The 20,376-nt window shown below is 61.5% G+C and carries 19 protein-coding genes; 2 read left to right on the top strand and 17 right to left on the bottom strand.

Annotation, left to right across the window (positions count from 1 at the left end; all coding sequences use genetic code 11):
* Positions 1 to 30: 30 nt before the first annotated feature.
* The 16 genes from nuoF to ACN8M7_RS08390 all read right to left on the bottom strand — a co-directional run bounded on the left by nuoF (position 31) and on the right by ACN8M7_RS08390 (position 17,800).
* Positions 31 to 1,377, bottom strand: coding sequence for an NADH-quinone oxidoreductase subunit NuoF (nuoF, locus tag ACN8M7_RS08465; RefSeq protein WP_061239286.1), 1,347 nt, complete (start codon positions 1,375 to 1,377; stop codon positions 31 to 33).
* A complete protein-coding gene (nuoE, locus tag ACN8M7_RS08460; RefSeq protein ID WP_490260465.1) occupies positions 1,374 to 1,868 on the bottom strand; it encodes an NADH-quinone oxidoreductase subunit NuoE in 495 nt (164 codons plus the stop codon). Before nuoE ends, nuoF begins: the two co-directional genes overlap by 4 nt.
* 2 nt (positions 1,869 to 1,870) lie before the next feature.
* On the bottom strand, positions 1,871 to 3,652 hold the full coding sequence (gene nuoC, locus ACN8M7_RS08455; RefSeq protein ID WP_061239288.1) for an NADH-quinone oxidoreductase subunit C/D: 1,782 nt from the start codon (positions 3,650 to 3,652) through the stop codon (positions 1,871 to 1,873).
* A 63-nt stretch (positions 3,653 to 3,715) separates the two neighbouring features.
* The gene (locus ACN8M7_RS08450; protein ID WP_036999426.1) at positions 3,716 to 4,393 is read right to left on the bottom strand and encodes a NuoB/complex I 20 kDa subunit family protein; all 678 of its coding nucleotides are present in this window, start codon (positions 4,391 to 4,393) and stop codon (positions 3,716 to 3,718) included.
* 10 nt (positions 4,394 to 4,403) lie between these two features.
* Positions 4,404 to 4,817, bottom strand: coding sequence for an NADH-quinone oxidoreductase subunit A (locus tag ACN8M7_RS08445; protein WP_061239289.1), 414 nt, complete (start codon positions 4,815 to 4,817; stop codon positions 4,404 to 4,406).
* A gap of 680 nt (positions 4,818 to 5,497) precedes the next feature.
* Positions 5,498 to 7,093: an isocitrate lyase gene (locus ACN8M7_RS08440; RefSeq protein WP_061239290.1), complete on the bottom strand. Its 1,596-nt coding sequence runs from the start codon at positions 7,091 to 7,093 to the stop codon at positions 5,498 to 5,500.
* Between the two features lie 558 nt (positions 7,094 to 7,651).
* Entirely contained in the window at positions 7,652 to 8,461 is an 810-nt protein-coding gene (locus ACN8M7_RS08435) for a secretin N-terminal domain-containing protein (RefSeq protein WP_490260464.1), read from the bottom strand.
* The gene (locus tag ACN8M7_RS08430) at positions 8,458 to 9,099 is read right to left on the bottom strand and encodes a DUF7931 domain-containing protein (protein ID WP_490260463.1); all 642 of its coding nucleotides are present in this window, start codon (positions 9,097 to 9,099) and stop codon (positions 8,458 to 8,460) included. Before ACN8M7_RS08430 ends, ACN8M7_RS08435 begins: the two co-directional genes overlap by 4 nt.
* 8 nt (positions 9,100 to 9,107) lie before the next feature.
* On the bottom strand, positions 9,108 to 9,533 hold the full coding sequence (locus tag ACN8M7_RS08425) for a GNAT family N-acetyltransferase (RefSeq protein ID WP_061239293.1): 426 nt from the start codon (positions 9,531 to 9,533) through the stop codon (positions 9,108 to 9,110).
* Complete coding sequence (locus tag ACN8M7_RS08420) at positions 9,526 to 10,692, bottom strand: ribosomal protein uL16 3-hydroxylase (protein ID WP_490260462.1); 1,167 nt, start codon at positions 10,690 to 10,692, stop codon at positions 9,526 to 9,528. Before ACN8M7_RS08420 ends, ACN8M7_RS08425 begins: the two co-directional genes overlap by 8 nt.
* Positions 10,693 to 10,770: 78 nt before the next feature.
* On the bottom strand, positions 10,771 to 12,141 hold the full coding sequence (purB, locus tag ACN8M7_RS08415; protein WP_490260461.1) for an adenylosuccinate lyase: 1,371 nt from the start codon (positions 12,139 to 12,141) through the stop codon (positions 10,771 to 10,773).
* A 149-nt stretch (positions 12,142 to 12,290) separates the two neighbouring features.
* Positions 12,291 to 13,154, bottom strand: coding sequence for a DMT family transporter (locus ACN8M7_RS08410; protein ID WP_061239296.1), 864 nt, complete (start codon positions 13,152 to 13,154; stop codon positions 12,291 to 12,293).
* 2 nt (positions 13,155 to 13,156) lie between these two features.
* A complete protein-coding gene (gene hflD, locus ACN8M7_RS08405) occupies positions 13,157 to 13,777 on the bottom strand; it encodes a high frequency lysogenization protein HflD (protein WP_061239297.1) in 621 nt (206 codons plus the stop codon).
* Positions 13,774 to 14,886 (bottom strand): tRNA 2-thiouridine(34) synthase MnmA, encoded by a 1,113-nt coding sequence (gene mnmA / locus ACN8M7_RS08400; RefSeq protein WP_490260460.1) that lies wholly within the window; start codon positions 14,884 to 14,886, stop codon positions 13,774 to 13,776. The genes hflD and mnmA overlap by 4 nt, the downstream gene beginning before the upstream one ends.
* 118 nt (positions 14,887 to 15,004) lie before the next feature.
* On the bottom strand, positions 15,005 to 15,445 hold the full coding sequence (locus ACN8M7_RS08395) for an NUDIX hydrolase (RefSeq protein ID WP_061239299.1): 441 nt from the start codon (positions 15,443 to 15,445) through the stop codon (positions 15,005 to 15,007).
* A 126-nt stretch (positions 15,446 to 15,571) separates the two neighbouring features.
* On the bottom strand, positions 15,572 to 17,800 hold the full coding sequence (locus ACN8M7_RS08390) for an NADP-dependent isocitrate dehydrogenase (RefSeq protein ID WP_490260459.1): 2,229 nt from the start codon (positions 17,798 to 17,800) through the stop codon (positions 15,572 to 15,574).
* 356 nt (positions 17,801 to 18,156) lie between these two features.
* On the opposite strand from ACN8M7_RS08390, the gene icd reads away from it, so the two are divergent.
* Positions 18,157 to 19,413, top strand: a complete 1,257-nt coding sequence (icd, locus tag ACN8M7_RS08385) for an NADP-dependent isocitrate dehydrogenase (RefSeq protein WP_490260458.1) — start codon at positions 18,157 to 18,159, stop codon at positions 19,411 to 19,413.
* A 75-nt stretch (positions 19,414 to 19,488) separates the two neighbouring features.
* Here the strand turns inward: icd and cspD are convergent, their stop codons facing one another.
* The gene (gene cspD, locus ACN8M7_RS08380; protein ID WP_490260457.1) at positions 19,489 to 19,758 is read right to left on the bottom strand and encodes a cold shock domain-containing protein CspD; all 270 of its coding nucleotides are present in this window, start codon (positions 19,756 to 19,758) and stop codon (positions 19,489 to 19,491) included.
* Positions 19,759 to 19,989: 231 nt separating this feature from the next.
* Here cspD and clpS point away from each other — a divergent pair, with 231 nt between their 5' ends.
* Positions 19,990 to 20,352, top strand: a complete 363-nt coding sequence (clpS, locus tag ACN8M7_RS08375) for an ATP-dependent Clp protease adapter ClpS (RefSeq protein WP_003460431.1) — start codon at positions 19,990 to 19,992, stop codon at positions 20,350 to 20,352.
* Positions 20,353 to 20,376 lie beyond the last annotated feature (24 nt).

Here is a 20,376-nt window from a genome sequence, read left to right as displayed (position 1 = left end):
TAAGGCGGCTGGCTAAGGGAATTCGTCTGTTCAGCTCGCGGTCGCTGGCGTGCGGGGCGTAGTCGCCACCTGGGCTACACCAGCCTCGAACTCTTCACGGAAATACTTGATGGCACTGCCCAACGGCTCCACGGCACCCGGCGCATGCGCACAGAAGGTCTTGCCCGGGCCGAGGAAATTGACCAAGCCAAGCAGGGTCTGGATGTCCTCGGCGCTGCCTTGCTTGCGCTCCAGGGCACGGAGAATCTTCACGCTCCACGGCAGGCCGTCGCGGCACGGCGTGCACCAGCCGCAGGACTCGCGAGCGAAGAACTCTTCCATGTTGCGCAGCAGGGAGACCATGTTGATCGAGTCGTCCACCGCCAGCGCCAGGCCGGTGCCCATGCGCGTGCCGACCTTGGCGATGCCGCCGGCGTACATCTGCGCCTCGAGGTGTTCGGGCAGCAGGAAGCCGGTACCGGCGCCGCCAGGCTGCCAGCACTTGAGCTTGAAGCCATCACGCATGCCACCGGCATAGTCCTCGAACAGCTCGCGGGCGGTGATGCCGAACGGCAGTTCCCACAAGCCGGGGTTCTTCACCTTGCCGGAGAAGCCCATCAGCTTGGTGCCGTGGTCTTCGCTGCCGGGGAGGGCGAGGCTCTTGTACCAGTCCACGCCCTGGCCAATGATGGCCGGCACGTTGCACAGGGTCTCGACGTTATTGACGCAGGTGGGCTTGCCCCATACGCCGACGGCAGCGGGGAAGGGCGGCTTGGCGCGCGGATTGGCGCGGCGGCCTTCCAGCGAGTTGATCAGCGCGGTTTCTTCGCCGCAGATATAGCGGCCGGCACCGGTGTGCACGAACAGCTCGAAATCGAAGCCGCTGCCAAAGATGTTCTTGCCCAGCAGACCGGCGGCCTTGGCTTCCTCGATGGCGCGGTTGAGGTTGGCGGCCGCATCGACGTACTCGCCACGCAGGAAGATGTAGCCGCGATAGGCCTTGAGCGCGCGTGCCGAGATCAGCATGCCTTCCACCAGCAGGTGCGGCAGCTGCTCCATGAGCATGCGGTCTTTCCAGGTGTTGGGCTCCATTTCATCCGCATTGCACAGCAGGTAGCGGATGTTCATGGATTCGTCGGCCGGCATCAGGCCCCACTTCACGCCCGTGGGGAAGCCTGCGCCGCCACGGCCCTTGAGGCCGGATTCCTTGACGGTCTGCACGATCTCGGCCTGGGCCATCTCGGTCAGTGCCTTGCGTGCGGCCGCGTAGCCGTTCTTCTGCTGGTACTCCTCCAGCCATACCGGCTGGGCGTCGTCACGCAGGCGCCAGGTCAGCGGGTGGGTTTCTTCACTGCGGGCAATGCGGTTGGCTGGGCCGATGGAGGTCAGGGTTTTCATTTGTAGTCCTCCAGCAGCTTGGCGACGCCGCCTGGTTGAACGTCGCCGAAGGTGTCGTCGTCGATCATCAGCGCCGGGGCCTTGTCGCAGTTGCCCAGGCAACACACCGGCAACAGGGTGAAGCGCTCATCGCTGGTGGTCTGGCCAAGGCCGATACCGAGCTGCTTCTGCATTTCACTGAGCACCGGCTCATGGCCACCGATGTAGCAGGTCATGCTGTCGCATACGCGAATCACGTGACGGCCCACCGGCTGGCGGAAGATCTGGCTGTAGAAGGTAGCCACACCCTCGACGTCGCTGGCCGGGATGCCAAGGATCGCGCCAATGGCGTCAGCGGCGCCGTCCGGCACCCAGCCACGCTCTTTCTGCACGATCTTCAGCGCTTCGATGCTGGCCGCGCGCGGGTCTTCGTAGTGGTGCATCTCGTGCTCGATGGCCGAGCGCTCGGTTTCGCTGAGGGTGAAACGGTCGGTCTGAATTAGCGTCTTCATGATCAGCGGTCCACGTCGGCCATGACGAAGTCGATACTGCCCAGATAGGCGATCAGGTCCGCCACCATGCTGCCGCGGATCACCGAGGGGATCTGCTGCAAGTGGGGGAAGCTGGGGGTGCGAATCCGGGTGCGGTAGCTCATGGTGCTGCCGTCGCTCGTCAGGTAATAGCTGTTGATGCCCTTGGTCGCCTCGATCATCTGGAAGGCTTCGTTGGCCGGCATGACCGGGCCCCAGGAAACCTGCAGGAAGTGGGTGATCAGGGTTTCGATGTGCTGCAGCGTGCGCTCTTTCGGCGGCGGCGTGGTCAGCGGGTGATCGGCCTTGTACGGGCCTTCCGGCATGTTCTTCAGGCATTGGTCGATAATGCGAATGCTCTGGCGCATCTCCTCGACGCGCACTATGCAGCGGTCATAGGCATCGCCATTAGCCGCCAGCGGCACCTCGAAGTCGAAGTGCTCGTAGCCGGAGTAGGGACGAGCCTTGCGTAGGTCGAAGTCGCAGCCAGTGGCGCGCAGGCCGGCACCGGTGGTGCCCCATTCCAGCGCTTCCTTGGTGTTGTACTGCGCCACACCGATGGTGCGGGCCTTGAGGATGCTGTTCTTCAGCGCCGCTTTCTCGTATTCGTCGAGGCGCTTGGGCAGCCAGTCGACGAACTCCTTGACCAGCTTGTCCCAGCCACGTGGCAGGTCGTGGGCGACGCCACCGATGCGATACCAGGCCGGGTGCAGGCGGAAGCCGGTGATGGCCTCGATCACCTTGTAGGCACGCTGGCGGTCGGTGAAGGTGAAGAACACCGGCGTCATGGCGCCGACGTCCTGGATGTAGGTACCCAGGAACAGCAGGTGGCTGGTGATACGGAAGAACTCGGCCATCATCACGCGGATGAAGTCGACACGGGCCGGCACCTTGATGCCAGCGAGTTTCTCCACCGAAAGCACGTAGGGCAGGTTATTCATCACCCCGCCGAGGTAGTCGATGCGGTCGGTGTAGGGGATGAAGCTGTGCCAGCTCTGGCGTTCGGCCATCTTCTCGGCACCACGGTGGTGGTAGCCGATCTCCGGCACGCAATCGACAATCTCTTCACCGTCGAGCTGCAGGATGATGCGGAAGGCGCCGTGGGCAGAGGGGTGGTTGGGGCCGAGGTTGAGGAACATATAGTCCTCGTGCTCACCGCCGCGCTTCATGCCCCAGTCTTCGGGGCGGAAGCGCGCAGCTTCCTCTTCCAGTTGCTGCTTGGCCAGGGTCAGGCTGAACGGATCGAACTCGGTGGCGCGCGCCGGGTAGTCCTTGCGCAGCGGGTGACCTTCCCAGGTCGGCGGCATCATGATGCGGCTCAGGTGCGGGTGGCCGGTGAAGGTGATGCCGTACAGATCCCAGACTTCGCGCTCGTACCAGTTGGCGTTGGGCCAGATGCCGGTGGCGGTGGGCAGGTTGAGGTCGCGCTCGGATAAGGCGACCTTGATCATTACGTCACTATTACGCTCCAGCGACATCAGGTGATAGAACACCGTGAAATCGGCATCCGGCAAGCCACGACGCTGGGTACGCAGGCGCTCGTCGACGCCGTGCAGGTCGTAAAGCATCACGTAGGGGCGCGGCAGGTTGCGCAGGCAGGTGAGCACTTCAATCAGGCGCTCACGGGCGACCCAGAGTACCGGCATGCCGGTGCGGGTGGCTTGCAGGGTGAAACTGTCGTCGCCAAAGCGGGCGTGCAGTTCGGCGACGACGTCCTGGTCGTCAGCCTTGTAAGGCGGTATGGACACAACGGTGTCTTGAGTCATGGTCTCGGTCGCTGTCGATCAACGTAGAAAGTAGGCGTGATGCTTGCGTAGGCAAGCATCGGCTCAGACTTCGTCGGGGCTACGCAGGTTGGTAACGGCGATTCGCTGCTCGCGGCGCTGTTCCTTCTGCGAAGGCATTTCGGCACGGTAGATGCCTTGGTCGCCTACGACCCAGGATAGCGGGCGGCGCTCCTGGCCGATGGATTCCTGCAGCAGCATCAAGCCTTGCAGGAACGCCTCGGGGCGGGGCGGGCAGCCGGGAATGTAGACGTCCACGGGGAGGAACTTGTCCACGCCCTGAACGACCGAGTAGATGTCGTACATGCCGCCGGAATTGGCGCATGAACCCATGGAGATGACCCACTTGGGTTCCAGCATCTGCTCATAGAGACGCTGGATGACCGGCGCCATCTTGATGAAACAGGTGCCGGCGATGACCATGAAGTCAGCCTGGCGCGGTGATGCGCGAATGACTTCCGCACCGAAACGCGCGACGTCGTGCGGGGCGGTGAAGGCCGTGGTCATTTCCACATAGCAGCAGGACAGGCCGAAGTTGTACGGCCACAAGGAATTCTTACGCCCCCAGTTGACCGCGCCGTTGAGCGCGTCCGAGAGCTTGCCCATGTAGATGTTCTTGTGAACCTGGTCCTCTAGCAGCGGGTCGGAAACGACCTCCCGCTGGCCGATCGGATACGCCTCGTTGGGCGCATCCGGGTCGACCCGAGTAAGTTTGTATTGCATCGCCAAAGCCTCATTGTTTTAGCTTCGCCTGCCGTTCACGACGTCCCTGGGGAGCCCAGTCGAGCGCCCCGATACGCCAAAGATAGACAAGACCTGCCAACAGAATTGCTATGAAAACTGTAGCTTCGATCAGGCCCGCCCAGCCGCTTTCGCGCACCGAGACCGCCCAAGCGAAGAGATAGAGGGCTTCAACGTCGAAGATCACGAAGAGCATCGCGACCAGATAGAACTTGGCTGACAGGCGCAGGCGTGCGCTGCCGGTAGGGAGCATGCCGGATTCGAAGGGTTCGTTCTTGCTGCGCCCCCAGGCTTTGCTGCCGAGCAGGCTGGAAAGGCCGAGCATGAAGGCGATGAGCCCGCAGACACCTAGCAAAAACACAGCGAAGGCCCAGTTATGGGACATGGTCGTTACCGCATCAGGCATGCCGGTACTCCTTGAACTAAGGAACGGCTTTTAATTGATTTAGCTGACAAGCACCACCAAGGGGTGCTGACGCAAAGTGTGTATACAATACTATGTGCAGGGAATCTGTAAGTAAATTTTTCAAAGAAAAATTATTCTTGCAGTCTGATCATTTCTGTCGAGCTTGTTATTGACTTCTTTCGATGATGCCGATCTTGAGCCAGGCATCTGGCATGCGCCTTCAGGACTATAGCCTAGTGCGAACGCTGTGCAATTCGCACACCTATTCAGCTGACTAATTTGCCTCATTTCGTCAGGTGATTAGCCTCGGCAAGATGAGCATTTCGCTGCCACTTTGGTGTTAAGGCGAAAGCAGTATGCCGATGTGCGCAAGTTACCTCCGCGCATGAGGTGTCAGCCTGCTGTTGCTGGTATTTCGTAGCATTTGGCACTTCGCTCGGTTCTTGCGCCTGTGCGATGTGTTTATCGGTGTCTCGATCAGCTCTGCGTGGCACAGGCGAAATTCCAGGTGCGCCCATGGGAGGAGGTGCATGAGGTCGCCCAGAGGCGCAGTCGTGGCGTTCTTCAATGGCGAGGCTTTGTCTGGCCAGGAAAGTCTCAGGCAAAAAAAGCCCCGGCAAGCCGGGGCGGATTAGGCAAGCGTCTGCTGCGGGTGCGTGGCCCGCAGCAGGGAACCGTTCTTAGTGGAACTGGTTCATGGTGTTGTCTTTACCGCTGGCCTTCAGAGCAGCTTCGCCAGCGAAGTACTCCTTATGGTTGTCACCGATGTCGGAGCCAGCCATGTTCTGGTGCTTGACGCAGGCGATACCCTGACGCAGCTCCTGACGCTGAACGCCCTTCACGTAGGCCAGCATGCCCTGGTCGGCGAAGTAACCTTTGGCCAGGTTGTCGGTGGACAGCGCGGCGGTGTGGTACGTCGGCAGGGTGATCAGGTGGTGGAAGATGCCGGCGTGAGCCGAACCGTCGCGCTGGAAGGTGCGGATCTTCTCGTCGGCAACCTGAGCCAGTTCGGTCTCGTCGTACTCGACGCTCATCAGCTTGGCGCGGTCGTAGGCGGAAACGTCCTTGCCTTCGGCGGCGAACGCATCGAACACCTGCTGACGGAAGTTCAGGGTCCAGTTGAAGGACGGGCTGTTGTTGTAGACCAGTTTGGCGTTCGGGATGACTTCGCGGATGCGGTCAACCATGGCCTTGATCTGGCCAACGTGCGGCTTCTCGGTTTCGATCCACAGCAGGTCGGCGCCGTTCTGCAGGCTGGTGATGCAGTCCAGTACGCAGCGGTCTTCACCAGTGCCCTTGCGGAACTGGAACAGGTTGGACGGCAGGCGCTTCGGACGCAGCAGCTTGCCACCGCGGTTGATCACGACGTCGCCGTTGCCCAGGTCGGCAGCGGACACTTCTTCGCAATCGAGGAAGCTGTTGTACAGGTCGCCCAGGTCGCCCGGCTCTTTGGTCACGGCGATCTGCTTGGTCAGGCCGGCGCCCAGGGAGTCGGTACGTGCGACGATCACGCCGTTGTCGATGCCCAGTTCGAGGAACGCGTAGCGAACGGCAGCGATCTTGGCGAGGAAGTCGGCATGGGGAACGGTCACTTTGCCGTCCTGGTGGCCGCACTGCTTCTCGTCGGAAACCTGGTTCTCGATCTGGATGCAGCAGGCGCCAGCTTCGATCATGCGCTTGGCCAGCAGATAGGTGGCTTCCGGGTTACCGAAGCCAGCATCGATGTCGGCGATGATCGGGACGATGTGGGTCTCGAAGGTGTCGATCTGGTTCTGGATCTCGGCAGCCTTGGCGTGATCGCCAGCGTCACGAGCGGCGTCCAGCGCGGTGAACAGCAGGTCCAGTTCGCGGCTGTCGGCCTGACGCAGGAAGGTGTACAGCTCTTCGATCAGATCGGAGACGGCAGTCTTCTCGTGCATCGACTGGTCCGGCAGCGGGCCGAAGTCGGAGCGCAGGGCCGCAACCATCCAGCCGGACAGGTAGAGGTAGCGCTTGTTGGTGGTCTTCAGGTGCTTCTTGATCGAGATCAGCTTCTGCTGACCGATGAAGCCGTGCCAGCAACCCAGCGACTGGGTGTAGACGGAGGAGTCGGCGTCGTACTCTTCCATGTCCTTGCGCATGATGTCGGCGGTGTACTGAGCGATTTCCAGACCGGTCTTGAAGCGGTTCTGAGCGCGCATACGGGCGACGGACTCGGGGTTGATAGCGCTCCAGCTGCTGCCGAACGTCTCTTTCAGAGCGGCTACAGCCTTGATGTCGTTTTGATATGCGGACATGGTCAATCCTTCAAAAAATGTGTTGGTTGAGCACCGACTACCCACGCAAGGCGTGCACGGATGCAGCGGCTGCGGGAGGCTTCCACTTTGACGGCAAGTAAACGGCTGGGGCGAGGATTGACCGCGAGGAGGGGGATGTGGCGAACAGTTCGACAACGTCGCATGGGCCGGTTGGCTCGTGGAAACCTTGGGCACCTGCTGTGTTGGAGCTGTCTGACGCTAAACGCTTCCCCGTCCCTCAGGACAACTTCGTTCCAGTCGCAACCTCGTCGTACGGCCTTGTGGGCTGTTGGGACACGGATCGCTACGAAGTACTTCGTCGGCGATCTGGAGATCCTTTTCAGGACCCCTGGCTAGCGGGAGCGAGGCCATCATGCCTCTGGGGAAAAGCTTCGTCAAACGTTTTGTAGTGGTTTTTTTAAACTACTACATATTCAGTCGCCGACCGGTCGGTCACGCTTTGCAGCCCGTGTGGCGGGCGTTTCAGGCGTTTCGCGGGTTTCGCGACTTGTCCATAGTGCTTGTGGGGAGAGCGGGGTTCGACTTTGGTCGGGGGGGTTAGTCGAGCGCTTCGACCTTCAGGCGCAGCGACATGTCTTCGCGGCCCTGGGTGGTGTGCCGACGCAATACGTCGCGGCCGCTGGAGCTGGTCTCCTCGCTGACGCCGCCGAGGCTGATCCACTCACCGAGACGGCCGCTGACTCGTGTATCGGTGCTTTGCACGTCGATTACGCCGGGGCGATGGTCATTGATTCGATCACGCTGGCTGCTGATCGACACATGCACCAGCTCGCCGGTGAGGCTGGCGGTCACGTAGAAGCCGCGGGTGACGTCGCGGTACTGGGTGTCCTGGTAGACCTGGCCATAAGGTCCGGTGCTGGTGGTGGTCAGCGGCACGCTCTGGCCGACCTGGATCAGCGCCGGATAGCCTTCGGTCGCCTGTACCTGCTGGGTGCCGCCGCCACGGCTGTCGGTGCTGCGGCGGATGATGCGCACCTGGTCGCGACCATTGACTTCACCACGGCCGACCTGAGCCTCGGCATTGCCGGCGCTGATCGTGCCGTCGACGCGGTAGCCACGGTCGTTCTGGTAGTTGCTGTCGACACTTTCCACGGTAATCAGCAGGCGGCGCGGACGGGTGTCGAGTTGCTGCAGCAAAACGCGCACTTCGCCGATCTTGGCCGGTGACGCATTGACGATCAGCTGGTTGCCATAGGCGCTGACCTTGCCCTCGTTGCCGATCATCGACTGCACCACGCCGAGCACATCGTCGGCGGTGCGGTAGTTCAGCGGGATTACCTCGGTGGCCGCTTGCAGCGGCAGGCACAGGCTGAGAAGCAGGGCGGCGAACAGCGTGCGCAGGGTCATAGCAGGAAGCTCCGCAAGTCAGGGTCAGTGATGCTGGTGTCCCAGGCCTGATCGAACTGGGCCTGGCGCTGGCGCACGCGCGCCGGGTCGTTGTACAGGGCGTAGCCGGATTGTTGGTCAAGCTCCGGGCGCAAGAACAACCCTCTGTCGTCTGCGATCAGGAAGGCCAGTTCGTCACTGGCGTAGTCCGGGTTGAGCTTGCGGATATGTAGGTTGGAGGACAGTCGGCGCGACAGGGCGAGCAGGCGATGGCCTTCCTTCACGGCACGGGTCGGGTCACGCAGCAGAATACGCAGGCGCGCCCGTGGGCTGCTGAGCAGAAAACGGGTGCAGGCCTGCTGCACGCTGTCGTGATGATAGAGCCAGGGTTCCAGATCGTCGCTGTACAGGCACAGATTGCGCTGGGCCTGCTGCATCAGTGCCAGTACATGAGCGCGCGCCTCCTGCGGCTTACTGAAGCGCTCCAGGTGCTGATGCTGGCCGAGGATGAAGGGAGCTGGCTCCCATTGCGCCGCATCCGTCGTGATGGGCTCGGGGTTATGCACGGCAAAACGCCCCGGCGACTCGAATTCGATGGCCGCCAGCTCAATGGGGTCTGGCGTATCGATCGGTTCGACCGGGGCGTCTTTGTCGTTCATCTGGCTCTCTACTGGCTGGTGCGCACCATGTCCACGTGCGGAATGCCGGCGTCGAGGTACTCGTCGCTGACAATCTTGAAGCCTAGCCTTTCATAGAACGGCGTGGCGTGCACCTGAGCGGTGAGCATTTGCTGATGCAGGCCGCGCTTTTCCGCTTCGGCAATCACGGCTTGCATCAGTTTTTCGCCCACTTTCAGGCCGCGCCAGTCCTTGAGTACCGAAACGCGGCCGATATGCCCGTCGGGCAATAGGCGCGCGGTACCGACCGGATAATCGCCTTCCTCGACGAGAAAATGCACGGCGTCGGTATCTTCGGCGTCCCACTCCAGTTCCGGCGGCACCGATTGCTCGGCGACGAAAACGCTGTCGCGGATACGACGAAGCTCGGCATTGTCCTTATGCCAGTCCGCAACACGGACAGTGATCTCACTCATCGGCAAATCCCAGGCTGCCTTGCTTGACCAGTTCCCACAGCAGGGTACGCCCCTCGTCGTCGGCCAGCCAGGCGCCGAGGTTTTCCACATGCAGCGCATCGGCGCTGCAGATCAGCTTCAGCAGCTCGCGCAGGCGGGCCGAAACCAGGCGGCTCTGACCGCTGGCGAACAGCACCAGATCTTCACCGACTTCCGACCAGGCCATGCGTGCACTGGGGTTGCGGATGAGGATCGCGCCGTCTTCCAGGGCGCCGAGGAAGTCTTCTTCCTCGATTTCGATACCGGCGACCAGCTCCGGGTATTTGGGCTCGGTCATGAACTGGCCGAACCAGGTCATCAGCAGGCGCTCATCGCTCATGTGCTCGTTGAGCAGGGTCTTGAGGCGCTCCAGGGCGTCGCGCTGAATCTGGTTGGGATCCTCGCTCGGCTGGATGTCGGCATCGCTGTAACGCTCTTCGTCGGGCAGGAACTGGCCGAGAAAATCGGTGAAATGGGTCAGTACTTCAGCGGCGCTTGGCGCGCGGAAGCCCACGGAATAGGTCATGCAATCATCCTCAGCGGTGCCACAGTGGGCGAGGCATGGCGGCAGGTATAGCATGTCGCCAGGTGCCAGCACCCATTCATCGGTTGGTTCGAATTGGGCCAGGATCTTCAGATCGGCGTGGGGGAGCAGCGGGCTGTCGGCATCGCACATCTGGCCAATCTGCCAGCGGCGATGGCCATGAGCCTGCAGCAGGAATACGTCGTAGTTGTCGAAATGCGGGCCAACACCGCCACCGGGGGCGGCGAAGCTGATCATCAGGTCGTCGATGCGCCACTTGGGCAGGAACTTGAAGTCTTCCAGCAGTTCAGCCACTTCCGGGACGAACTGGTCGACGGCTTGCACCAGCAGCGTCCAGTCGCGCTCGGGCAGGTCCTGGAAGGTGTCTTCGTTGAACGGGCCGCGCTGCAGTTCCCAAGGGCGTTCGCCGTGCTCGATCACCAGGCGCGATTCGACTTCTTCTTCCAGGGCCAGGCCGGCCAGTTCGTCCGGGCTGATCGGGCTTTCGAAGTCGGTAATGGCCTGGCGCACCAGCAACGGCTTCTTCTGCCAGTAGTCGCGCAGGAATTCACGGGCTGTGAGGCCACCCAGCAATTGCAGCGGAGTATCAGGATTCATCAGTAAGCCCTTGAAATAGATAAAAACCTTAAAACAAAAACGCCCGGCTCAGCCGGGCGTCCTCGAGGCTGGTGTCGCTCAGATGCGTTTGGCCTGGGCCACGGCGTTACCGATGTAGCGCGCCGGGGTCAGTTGCTTGAGCTCTTCTTTGGCAGCGGCTGGCATGTCCAGGCCGTCGATGAAGGCCAGCAGGGCTTCGGGGCTGATGCCCTTGCCGCGAGTGAGCTCCTTGAGCTTCTCGTACGGGTTCTCGATGGCATAGCGGCGCATCACGGTCTGGATCGGCTCGGCGAGCACTTCCCAGCAGGCGTCCAGGTCTTCAGCAATGCGTTGAACATTGAGCTCCAACTTGCTGATTCCCTTGAGGCTTGCCTCGTAAGCGATGACGCTGTGAGCGAAGCCGACGCCCAGGTTGCGCAGCACGGTGGAGTCGGTCAGATCCCGCTGCCAGCGGGAGATCGGCAGCTTGCTGGCCAGGTGCTGGAAGATCGCGTTGGCGATACCCAGGTTACCTTCGGAGTTTTCGAAGTCGATCGGGTTGACCTTGTGCGGCATGGTCGAGGAGCCGATCTCGCCTGCCACGGTCTTCTGCTTGAAGTAGCCGAGGGAGATGTAGCCCCACACGTCGCGGTCGAAGTCGATCAGGATGGTGTTGAAGCGGGCGATGGCATCGAACAGCTCGGCGATGTAGTCGTGCGGCTCGATCTGGGTGGTGTAGGGGTTCCAGCTCAGACCCAGGTCACCTTCGATGAACTGGCGGGCGTTGGCTTCCCAGTCGATGCTCGGGTAGGCCGACAGGTGGGCGTTGTAGTTGCCCACGGCGCCGTTGATCTTGCCCAACAGCGGCACGGCAGCGACCTGCGCGATCTGGCGCTCCAGGCGGTAGACGACGTTGGCCAGTTCCTTGCCCAGGGTGGTCGGCGAGGCCGGCTGGCCGTGGGTGCGCGACAGCATCGGTACGTCGGCGAATTTCACTGCGAGTTCACGGATGGCATCGGCCAGTTGCTTCATCAGCGGCAGCAGCACGCTGTCACGGCCTTCGCGCAGCATCAGGGCGTGGGACAGGTTGTTGATGTCCTCGCTGGTGCAGGCGAAGTGGATGAATTCGCTGACCTTGTCCAGCTCCGGCAGTTTGGCGGCCTGCTCCTTGAGCAGGTACTCCACGGCCTTGACGTCATGGTTGGTGGTGCGCTCGATTTCCTTGACGCGCTCGGCGTGCTCGACGGCGAAATTCTCGGCCAGCTCGTTGAGCACGGCGTTGGCTTCGGCGGAGAAGGGCGCGACTTCCGGAATGCCCTCGTGGGCCGCCAGGCGCTGCAGCCAGCGCACTTCGACCAGTACGCGGCTACGGATCAGACCATATTCGCTGAAGATGGGGCGCAGGGCGCTGGTTTTGCCGGCGTAGCGGCCGTCGACGGGGGAAACCGCGGTGAGCGAGGAAAACTGCATGTAGGCGTTCTCGGGCTGTCGGGCTGAAAAGCCATCCTGGGTCACCGTGCATCGCGTCGGCTCCGATTGGGGCTGGCGCTCGCCCAGTTGCCGGGACGGCCTCTGACGAAAAGGGCGCATATCATACATGAAAACCAGCGTTTGGCCGCCTATGCCCTGCGCCTTGCGACCGATAACAGACTGGCGGCAAAGATCAGCGCCGCACCGAGCAGCGACAGGGTGTCTGGTGTCTCACGCCAGAGCAGCCAGGCGATGAGGCCGGCGAAGACGATGGCCAGGTAGGCGACGGGGCCGATCAGCCCGGGCGGCGCCAGGCCGTAGGCACGCGACATGATGATCTGGCTGGCGGTGGCCAGCAGGCCGATGCCAAGCAACCAGCCAAGCTGATGGGCGTCCAGCGGTTGCCAGCTCCAGGTCAGCGGGATGGCCGAAAATAGCGCACTGAACAGCGAGAAATAGAACACGATGCGCGTGGCCGGCTCGCTGTCGCTCATTTCGCGGATGGAGACGAAGGCAAAGGCGGCCAGCAGGCTGGCTGCCAGGCCGATGAGTGCAGCTCCCTCGAAGAGCGCGGCACTGGGTTTGGCGACCAGCAGCACGCCGCACAGGCCGATCAGGCTGCTGACCAGCATGCGCCGGGTCAGCGGTTCCTTCAGCCATAAGTGTGCGATCAGAGGGGTGAATACCGGCGCCGAGTAGGTGAACAGCATGGCATCGGCCAGTGGCAGGTGGGCAATGGCGTAGAAGAAGCAGTACATCGCCGCCAGGCCATAAGTGGTGCGCCACAGGTGTGATTTCAGGCGCGACGTGCGCAAGGGGCGAACGCCACGCACCAGCAGCAAGGGCAGGAAGAACAGCACGCCGACCAGGTTGCGGAAGAACACCACCGACTCGTTGTTGACGCTGGTGGATATCTCGCGGATGCCGACGCCGGTAAAAGCGAACAGCAAAGCCGACAGCGCCAGCAGCAGGGCACCCTGAAGGGGTTTGACGCTGCGGCTGGCGGGTTCCATGGTCAGCTTCGCGTCAGCTCGTAGAGTTCTTTGAGCAGCTTGCTGCGGCTGAATACCAGTTGCCAGCGATGGCCACCGAGCTGGCGCCACAGGCGCGCCGAGCGGATGCCGGCGAGCAGCAAGGCACGGATCTTCGCGGCATTGTTCGGCTGTTGCAGAAAGCGCATGTCGCCATGCACCTGAATGCGCTGGCGGAAGGTGCTGATGGTGTCCTGATACAGGCCGCCGCAGGCGGCGATGACGTTGTCATGGACCAGGCCGAAATGTTCGACCTGCTGCTGGATCTGGTCGAGTCGGCTGCCCATCACCTGCAGCATGTCGTCGCGCTTGTCCAGTTGCCGCTCCAGGCCGATCATCGCCAGCGAATAACGCAGTGGCTCGCGTTGCAGGGCTGAGGGGTTGCGCTCCAGCGAGCTGATCAGCGCGCGGTAGCCGTCACGCAGATTGAGGTCGTCGCCGCCGTATACATCCAGCGTGCTTTTCGGGTCGCGCACCAGCAGGCTGCCGAGCATGCAGCCCATCGAGGCTTCGCTGATCTGGCCGGTGCGGGCGATCTTGTCTGCCAGCGAGGCGGCTTCGAAGACGGCGCCAAGTGCGACCAGTTGCTCCTGTGTCGGGCTCATCTGGCATCCTCGTACCAAGCCTCGGCGGTTTCGATCACGCCACCACCCAGGCACACTTCACCGTCGTAGAACACCACGGACTGGCCGGGAGTGACGGCGCGCTGCGGCTCGTCGAACACGGCGCGGTAGCCGTTCTCGGTCTTCTCCAGGGTGCATTGCTGGTCGCTCTGGCGGTAGCGCACCTTGGCGCTCAGGCGCCGCGGGGCGCTCAGGTCCAATGGGTTGACCCAGTAGATGTCCGAGGCGAGCAGGGCGCGGGAGAACAGCCAGGGGTGTTCGTTGCCCTGGCCGACGATCAGCACATTGCGCTTCAGGTCCTTGCGCAGCACGTACCAGGGATCATCGCTGGCGTCCTTGAGGCCGCCGATACCCAGCCCCTGGCGCTGGCCGATGGTGTGGTACATCAGGCCATGATGACGGCCGATGACCTGGCCTTCAGTGGTTTCGATGTCGCCCGGCTGAGCCGGCAGGTACTGCTTGAGAAAGTCGCTGAAGCGGCGTTCGCCAATGAAGCAGATGCCGGTCGAGTCCTTTTTCTTTGCGGTGGCCAGCTCGTATTTCTCGGCAATGGCGCGCACCTGTGGTTTTTCCAGTTCGCCGACCGGGAACAGAGTCTTGGCGATCTGCTCGCCGCCGACGGCGTGCAGGAAATAGCTCTGGTCCTTGTTCGGGTCCAGGCCCTTGAGCAGCTCGGTACGACCGTCGATGTCACGGCGACGCACGTAGTGACCGGTGGCGATCAGGTCGGCGCCGAGCGACAGGGCATAGTCGAGAAAGGCTTTGAACTTGATTTCGCGGTTGCACAGGATGTCCGGGTTCGGCGTGCGTCCGGCCTTGTACTCGGCGAGGAAGTGCTCGAACACGTTGTCCCAGTACTCTGCCGCGAAGTTGGCGGTGTGCAGCTTGATGCCGATGCGATCGCATACGGCCTGGGCGTCGGCCAGGTCATCCATGGCGGTGCAGTACTCGGTACCGTCGTCTTCGTCCCAGTTCTTCATGAACAGGCCTTCGACCTGGTAGCCCTGTTCCATCAGCAGCAGGGCGGAAACGGACGAGTCGACGCCGCCGGACATGCCGACGATCACGCGTTGGGTGCTAGGTGCTTGCATGGGAATCTGCGAGTGAAGCCTGAAAAGCCGTCGAGTTTACCAGAAAGCCGGGGGCCGTCGCCGCGATGAAAACCCGCGCGGCGTGGCAAGGCGTTTCCGGGTTGCCGATGGGTAGCGCTCAGTCACGTAGCAACTGAAGCGGCCCGCTGATGCCGGCCAGGTAGTCATCCACGCACTGCAACACCAACTCGCTACGCCAGCGCTCGGGTTGGGCGGCCAGCTCGTCGCGGGTCAGCCAGGTGATGCCACTGATATCGCTGTCCAGCTCGCGCTCCGGGTCGTGATGCACGGGGCGGGCGATGAAGCAGACGCGCTGATAGGTCACGCCATTGCTCGGTGCGGTATAGAGATAGATGCCGAGCAGGGCGGTGAGCTCCACCTCCCAGCCGGTTTCCTCGAGCGTTTCGCGCAGCGCGGCTTCGCGCAGCGATTCATTGGCCTCCAGGTGTCCGGCCGGCTGGTTGAGCACCATGCGGCCGGCCTTGAGCTCTTCGACGAAGAGAAAGCGGCCCTGGTCTTCGATCACCGTGGCGACGGTGATGTGGGGTTGCCACTGCATTTGGGTTGCTCCAGAAAAACAATCATGTTGCAGGATTGTGTAGGCGCGGGCGCTGCTTGCGAAAGCGCCGCCCCACAAACAACAACCCCGGCATAAAGCCGGGGTTGTTGTTGCACCTAGGCCTTATCAGGCATTGAGTGCGTTCAGAGCGGCGTTGAAGGTGGCGCTCGGGCGCATCACCTTGCTGGTCAACTCAGGGTTGGAGCGGTAGTAGCCACCGATTTCCGCCGGCTTGCCTTGTACGGCAGCCAGTTCGCCAACGATGGTCGCTTCCTGCTCGGTCAATTGCTTGGCCAGCGGTGCGAAGTGAGCTTTCAGCTCGGCGTCGTCATTCTGCTCGGCCAGGGCTTGCGCCCAGTACATGGCCAGGTAGAAGTGGCTGCCGCGGTTGTCGATCTCGCCGACTTTGCGTGCCGGGGACTTGTTGTTGTCCAGCAGCTTGCCAGTGGCCTGGTCCAGGGTCTTGCCCAGTACCTTGGCCTTGGCGTTATTGGTCTTGATGCCGGTTTCTTCCAGCGATACGGCCAGGGCCAGGAACTCGCCCAGGGAATCCCAGCGCAGGTAGTTCTCTTCGACCAGCTGTTGTACGTGCTTGGGAGCCGAACCGCCGGCGCCAGTTTCGTACATGCCGCCGCCCGCCATCAGCGGAACGATGGACAGCATCTTGGCCGAGGTGCCCAGCTCCATGATCGGGAACAGGTCGGTCAGGTAGTCGCGCAGAACGTTACCGGTCACCGAGATGGTGTCCTGGCCGCGAATCATGCGCTCCATGGATACGCGGATGGCCTCGTTGTAGCCCATCATGCGGATGTCCAGGCCGGTCAGGTCGTGGTCCTTGAGGTACAGCTCGACCTTCTTCTGCAGTTCGCGGTCGTGAGCGCGCTCAGGGTCCAGCCAGAAGATGGCCGGGGTTTCGGACTGACGGGCGCGGGTGACGGCCAGCTTGACCCAGTCGCGGATGGGGGCGTCTTTGGTCTGGCAGGCGCGCCAGATGTCACCGGCTTCGACTTCGTGCTGCATCAGCACGGTGCCGTCGGCAGCCACGACGCGCATGGTGCCGTCAGCGGTCATTTCGAAGGTCTTGTCGTGGGAGCCGTACTCTTCGGCTTTCTGCGCCATCAGGCCAACGTTCGGCACGGTGCCCATGGTGGTCGGGTCGAACGCACCGTTGGTTTTGCAGAAGTTGATCATTTCCTGGTAGATGCGAGCGTAGGTGCTCTCAGGCATGACGGCCTTGGTGTCTTTCTGCTTGCCGTCCTTGCCCCACATCTGACCGGAGTTGCGGATCATCGCCGGCATCGAGGCGTCGACGATGACGTCGCTCGGGATGTGCAGGTTGGTGATGCCCTTGACCGAGTCGACCATGGCCATTTCCGGGCGATGGGCGTAAACCTCGTGGATGTCGTGGAGGATTTCTTCCTGCTGCGAGGCCGGCAGCGACTTGATCTTGTCGTAGACGCTGCTGATGCCGTTGTTCGGGTTGACGCCCAGTTCCTTGAACAGCTCGCCGTACTTGTCGAACACGTCCTTGTAGTAAACGCTGACGGCGTGGCCGAAGACGATCGGGTGGGAGACCTTCATCATGGTCGCCTTGACGTGCAGGGACCACATCACGCCGGTGTCCTTGCAGTCCTGCAGGGTCTTCTCGAAGAAGGCGCGCAGCTTGTTGCAGCTCATGAACATGCTGTCGAAGACTTCGCCTTCCTGCAGGGCGAGTTGCTTCTTGACTTCGACCTTGCCGTCCTTGCCGACGAACTCGATGCGCACGTCACCGGCATTGGCCATGGTGATCGATTGTTCGCTGGAGAAGAAGTCGCCGCCGCGCATGTAGTCGGCGTGGGATTGGGAAGCCATGCTCCACTTGCCCATGCTGTGCGGGTGCTTGCGGGCGTAGGCCTTGACCGCGGCCGGGGCGCGACGGTCGGAGTTGCCTTCGCGCAGAACCGGGTTCACGGCGCTGCCGAGGATCTTGGCGTAGCGGGCGCGAACGTCCTTGTCTTCTTCGCTCTGCGGGTCTTCCGGGAGGTTGGGGATGCCGTAGCCCTGAGCCTGCAGCTCGGCGATGGCGGCCTTGAGCTGAGGAACGGAAGCACTGATGTTCGGCAGCTTGATGATGTTGGCATCGGCCTGCAGGGTCAGCTCGGCCAGTTTGGCCAAGTCGTCATCGATGCGCTTGTCAGCGTCGAGGCGGTCGGCAAAGCTTGCCAGGATCCGTCCAGCAAGAGAGATGTCGCGGGTTTCAACGGAGATGTCAGCCGAGGCGGCAAAGGCTTCCACGATGGGCAGAAGCGAATAAGTGGCAAGGGCCGGGGCTTCGTCGGTGAAGGTGTAGATGATCTTCGAAGGGGTGGACATTTAGCGTTAACTCTCTTCTTTGCTGAGCGCGCATAGAAACTCGACCTGCGCGTGTGGCGCGAACTCCAGGATGGTGGAGCCGGTCGAGGACTCGCCGCGGTGATGTTGGATGCACCCGTAGAGTGTCGAACGTTTCGAACCGGCGGACGATGGTGTTTCACCGCCGGCTTCAAGAGGCTGCTATCCGGTTCCGGACAGGCCGCCCCTTATGACTCGTTAGTCACCTAAGCAGTATATCACTGCGACGCCTCGTCGCAGAATGCCCAGTTGAATAAGACCTTTGCAGATGTGTCTGAGGTTGGAGGTTTGCGCTACTCTCGGGAGTGCACTGTCTAACCACAAGATGGAGTCCAGCAATGGGATACCAAAAGATCCAGGTGCCAGCCAGCGGTGACAAAATCACCGTCAATGCCGATATGTCGCTGAACGTTCCAGACAATCCGGTCATCCCGTTCATCGAGGGTGACGGTATCGGTGCCGATATCTCCCCGGTGATGATCAAGGTGGTCGATGCCGCGGTGGAGAAGGCCTATGGTGGCGCCCGCAAGATTTCCTGGATGGAGGTTTATGCCGGCGAGAAGGCCACCCAGGTTTACGATCAGGACACCTGGTTGCCGAAGGAAACCCTTGAGGCCGTGCGTGATTACGTCGTCTCGATCAAGGGGCCGCTGACCACGCCCGTGGGTGGTGGCATCCGCTCGCTCAACGTGGCCCTGCGCCAGGAGCTCGACCTTTATGTGTGCCTGCGCCCGGTACGCTGGTTCGAAGGTGTGCCGAGCCCGGTGAAGAAGCCGGGTGACGTCGACATGGTGATCTTCCGCGAGAACTCCGAAGACATTTATGCGGGTGTCGAGTGGAAAGCTGGCAGCCCCGAGGCCGAGAAAGTCATCAAGTTCCTCACCGAGGAAATGGGCGTCAAGAAGATTCGCTTCACGGACATGTGCGGTATTGGCATCAAGCCGGTTTCCGAGGTGGGCACCAAGCGTCTGGTACGCAAGGCGTTGCAGTACGCCGTGGACAATGACCGTAGCTCGGTGACCCTGGTCCATAAAGGCAACATCATGAAGTTCACCGAAGGTGCCTTCAAGGAGTGGGGGTACGAGATCGCTCGTGAGGAATTCGCGGCCGAGCTGCTCGATGGCGGCCCGTGGATGCAATTCAAGAATCCGCGCACTGGCAAGAATATCCTGGTCAAGGACGTGATCGCCGACGCCATGCTGCAGCAGATCCTGTTGCGCCCGGCCGAATATGACGTGATCGCCACGCTCAACCTCAATGGCGACTATCTGTCCGACGCCCTGGCAGCCGAAGTCGGTGGCATCGGCATCGCGCCCGGCGCCAACCTGTCCGACACCGTGGCAATGTTCGAGGCAACTCATGGTACGGCGCCGAAATACGCCGGTCAGGACAAGGTCAATCCAGGCTCGGTCATTCTCTCGGCGGAGATGATGCTGCGTCACATGGGGTGGGCCGAGGCTGCGGACCTGATCATCAAGGGCACCAACGGGGCTATTGCGGCCAAGACCGTGACCTATGACTTCGAGCGCTTGATGGAGGGGGCGAAGTTGCTGTCCTGCTCCGAATTCGGCGATGCGATGATCAGCCACATGTGATCAGTTGACCGATCGTCAGCATGAAAAAAAGGCCGGTCATATGACCGGCCTTTTCGTGGCGATTTGCCAGGATGCTCAGACTTCGACAGTGCTCGCGATGCTCTGCGCCTGGGGTACGGCCACTGGGGCGTTCTGATTGGCGGTAACCGCACTGATATTGACGGCATGCAGGCCTTTGGGGCCTTGCACGATCTCGAAGCGGACCGGCTGGCCGGCCTTGAGCGTTTTATAACCTTCCATCTGGATGGCCGAGTAGTGGGCGAACAGGTCCTCATCTCGGCCATCGGCCAGGATGAATCCATAGCCTTTGGCGTTGTTGAACCACTTGACCTTACCGCTGAGCATGCTGATATCCCTCTGCAAAGAACTCCATCTCTGGAGTATCATCCACTTCGATTCCACGCATTTACCGACCAGGCTGGGCGAAGGCGTGGAATCCCTGATACCCGCTTATGGGTATTCATTTGTTGTAACACCCTTTTGCCGTTAGTCAAGGCTATACGGCGGATGGCTGAGAACTCAGTCAAACTCCCTCTAGCATCCCCGTTCGCCCGGCCCTGAACCTCTGATTTCAGCATGCATGCAAGCAGCCAGATTCGACTAACATTCAATCAGGATCACCCGGCAGAGCATGAGGATGACTCCTCTGGTATTGCTGTTCAGGAATCCAAGCCAGCATTGCAGGCACCACCGATGTACAAGGTGGTCCTATTCAATGACGACTACACGCCGATGGATTTCGTCGTCGAAGTGCTTGAAACGTTTTTCGGCATGAATCGGGAGCTGGCGACCAAGATCATGCTCGCCGTCCATACAGAGGGGCGTGCGGTGTGTGGTGTGTACACTCGCGATATTGCGGAGACCAAGGCGATGCAGGTCAATCAGTACGCGCGAGAAAGCCAGCATCCGCTACTCTGTGAAATAGAGAAGGACGGTTAACGCCGGCCACTTGGGTATGAGGTG

The organism is Pseudomonas spartinae, from assembly GCF_965197125.1.
Lineage (GTDB): Bacteria > Pseudomonadota > Gammaproteobacteria > Pseudomonadales > Pseudomonadaceae > Aquipseudomonas > Aquipseudomonas composti_A.
The sequence above is the reverse complement of the archived record's forward strand: the minus strand, read 5'-3'. Positions and strand labels throughout refer to the sequence as shown.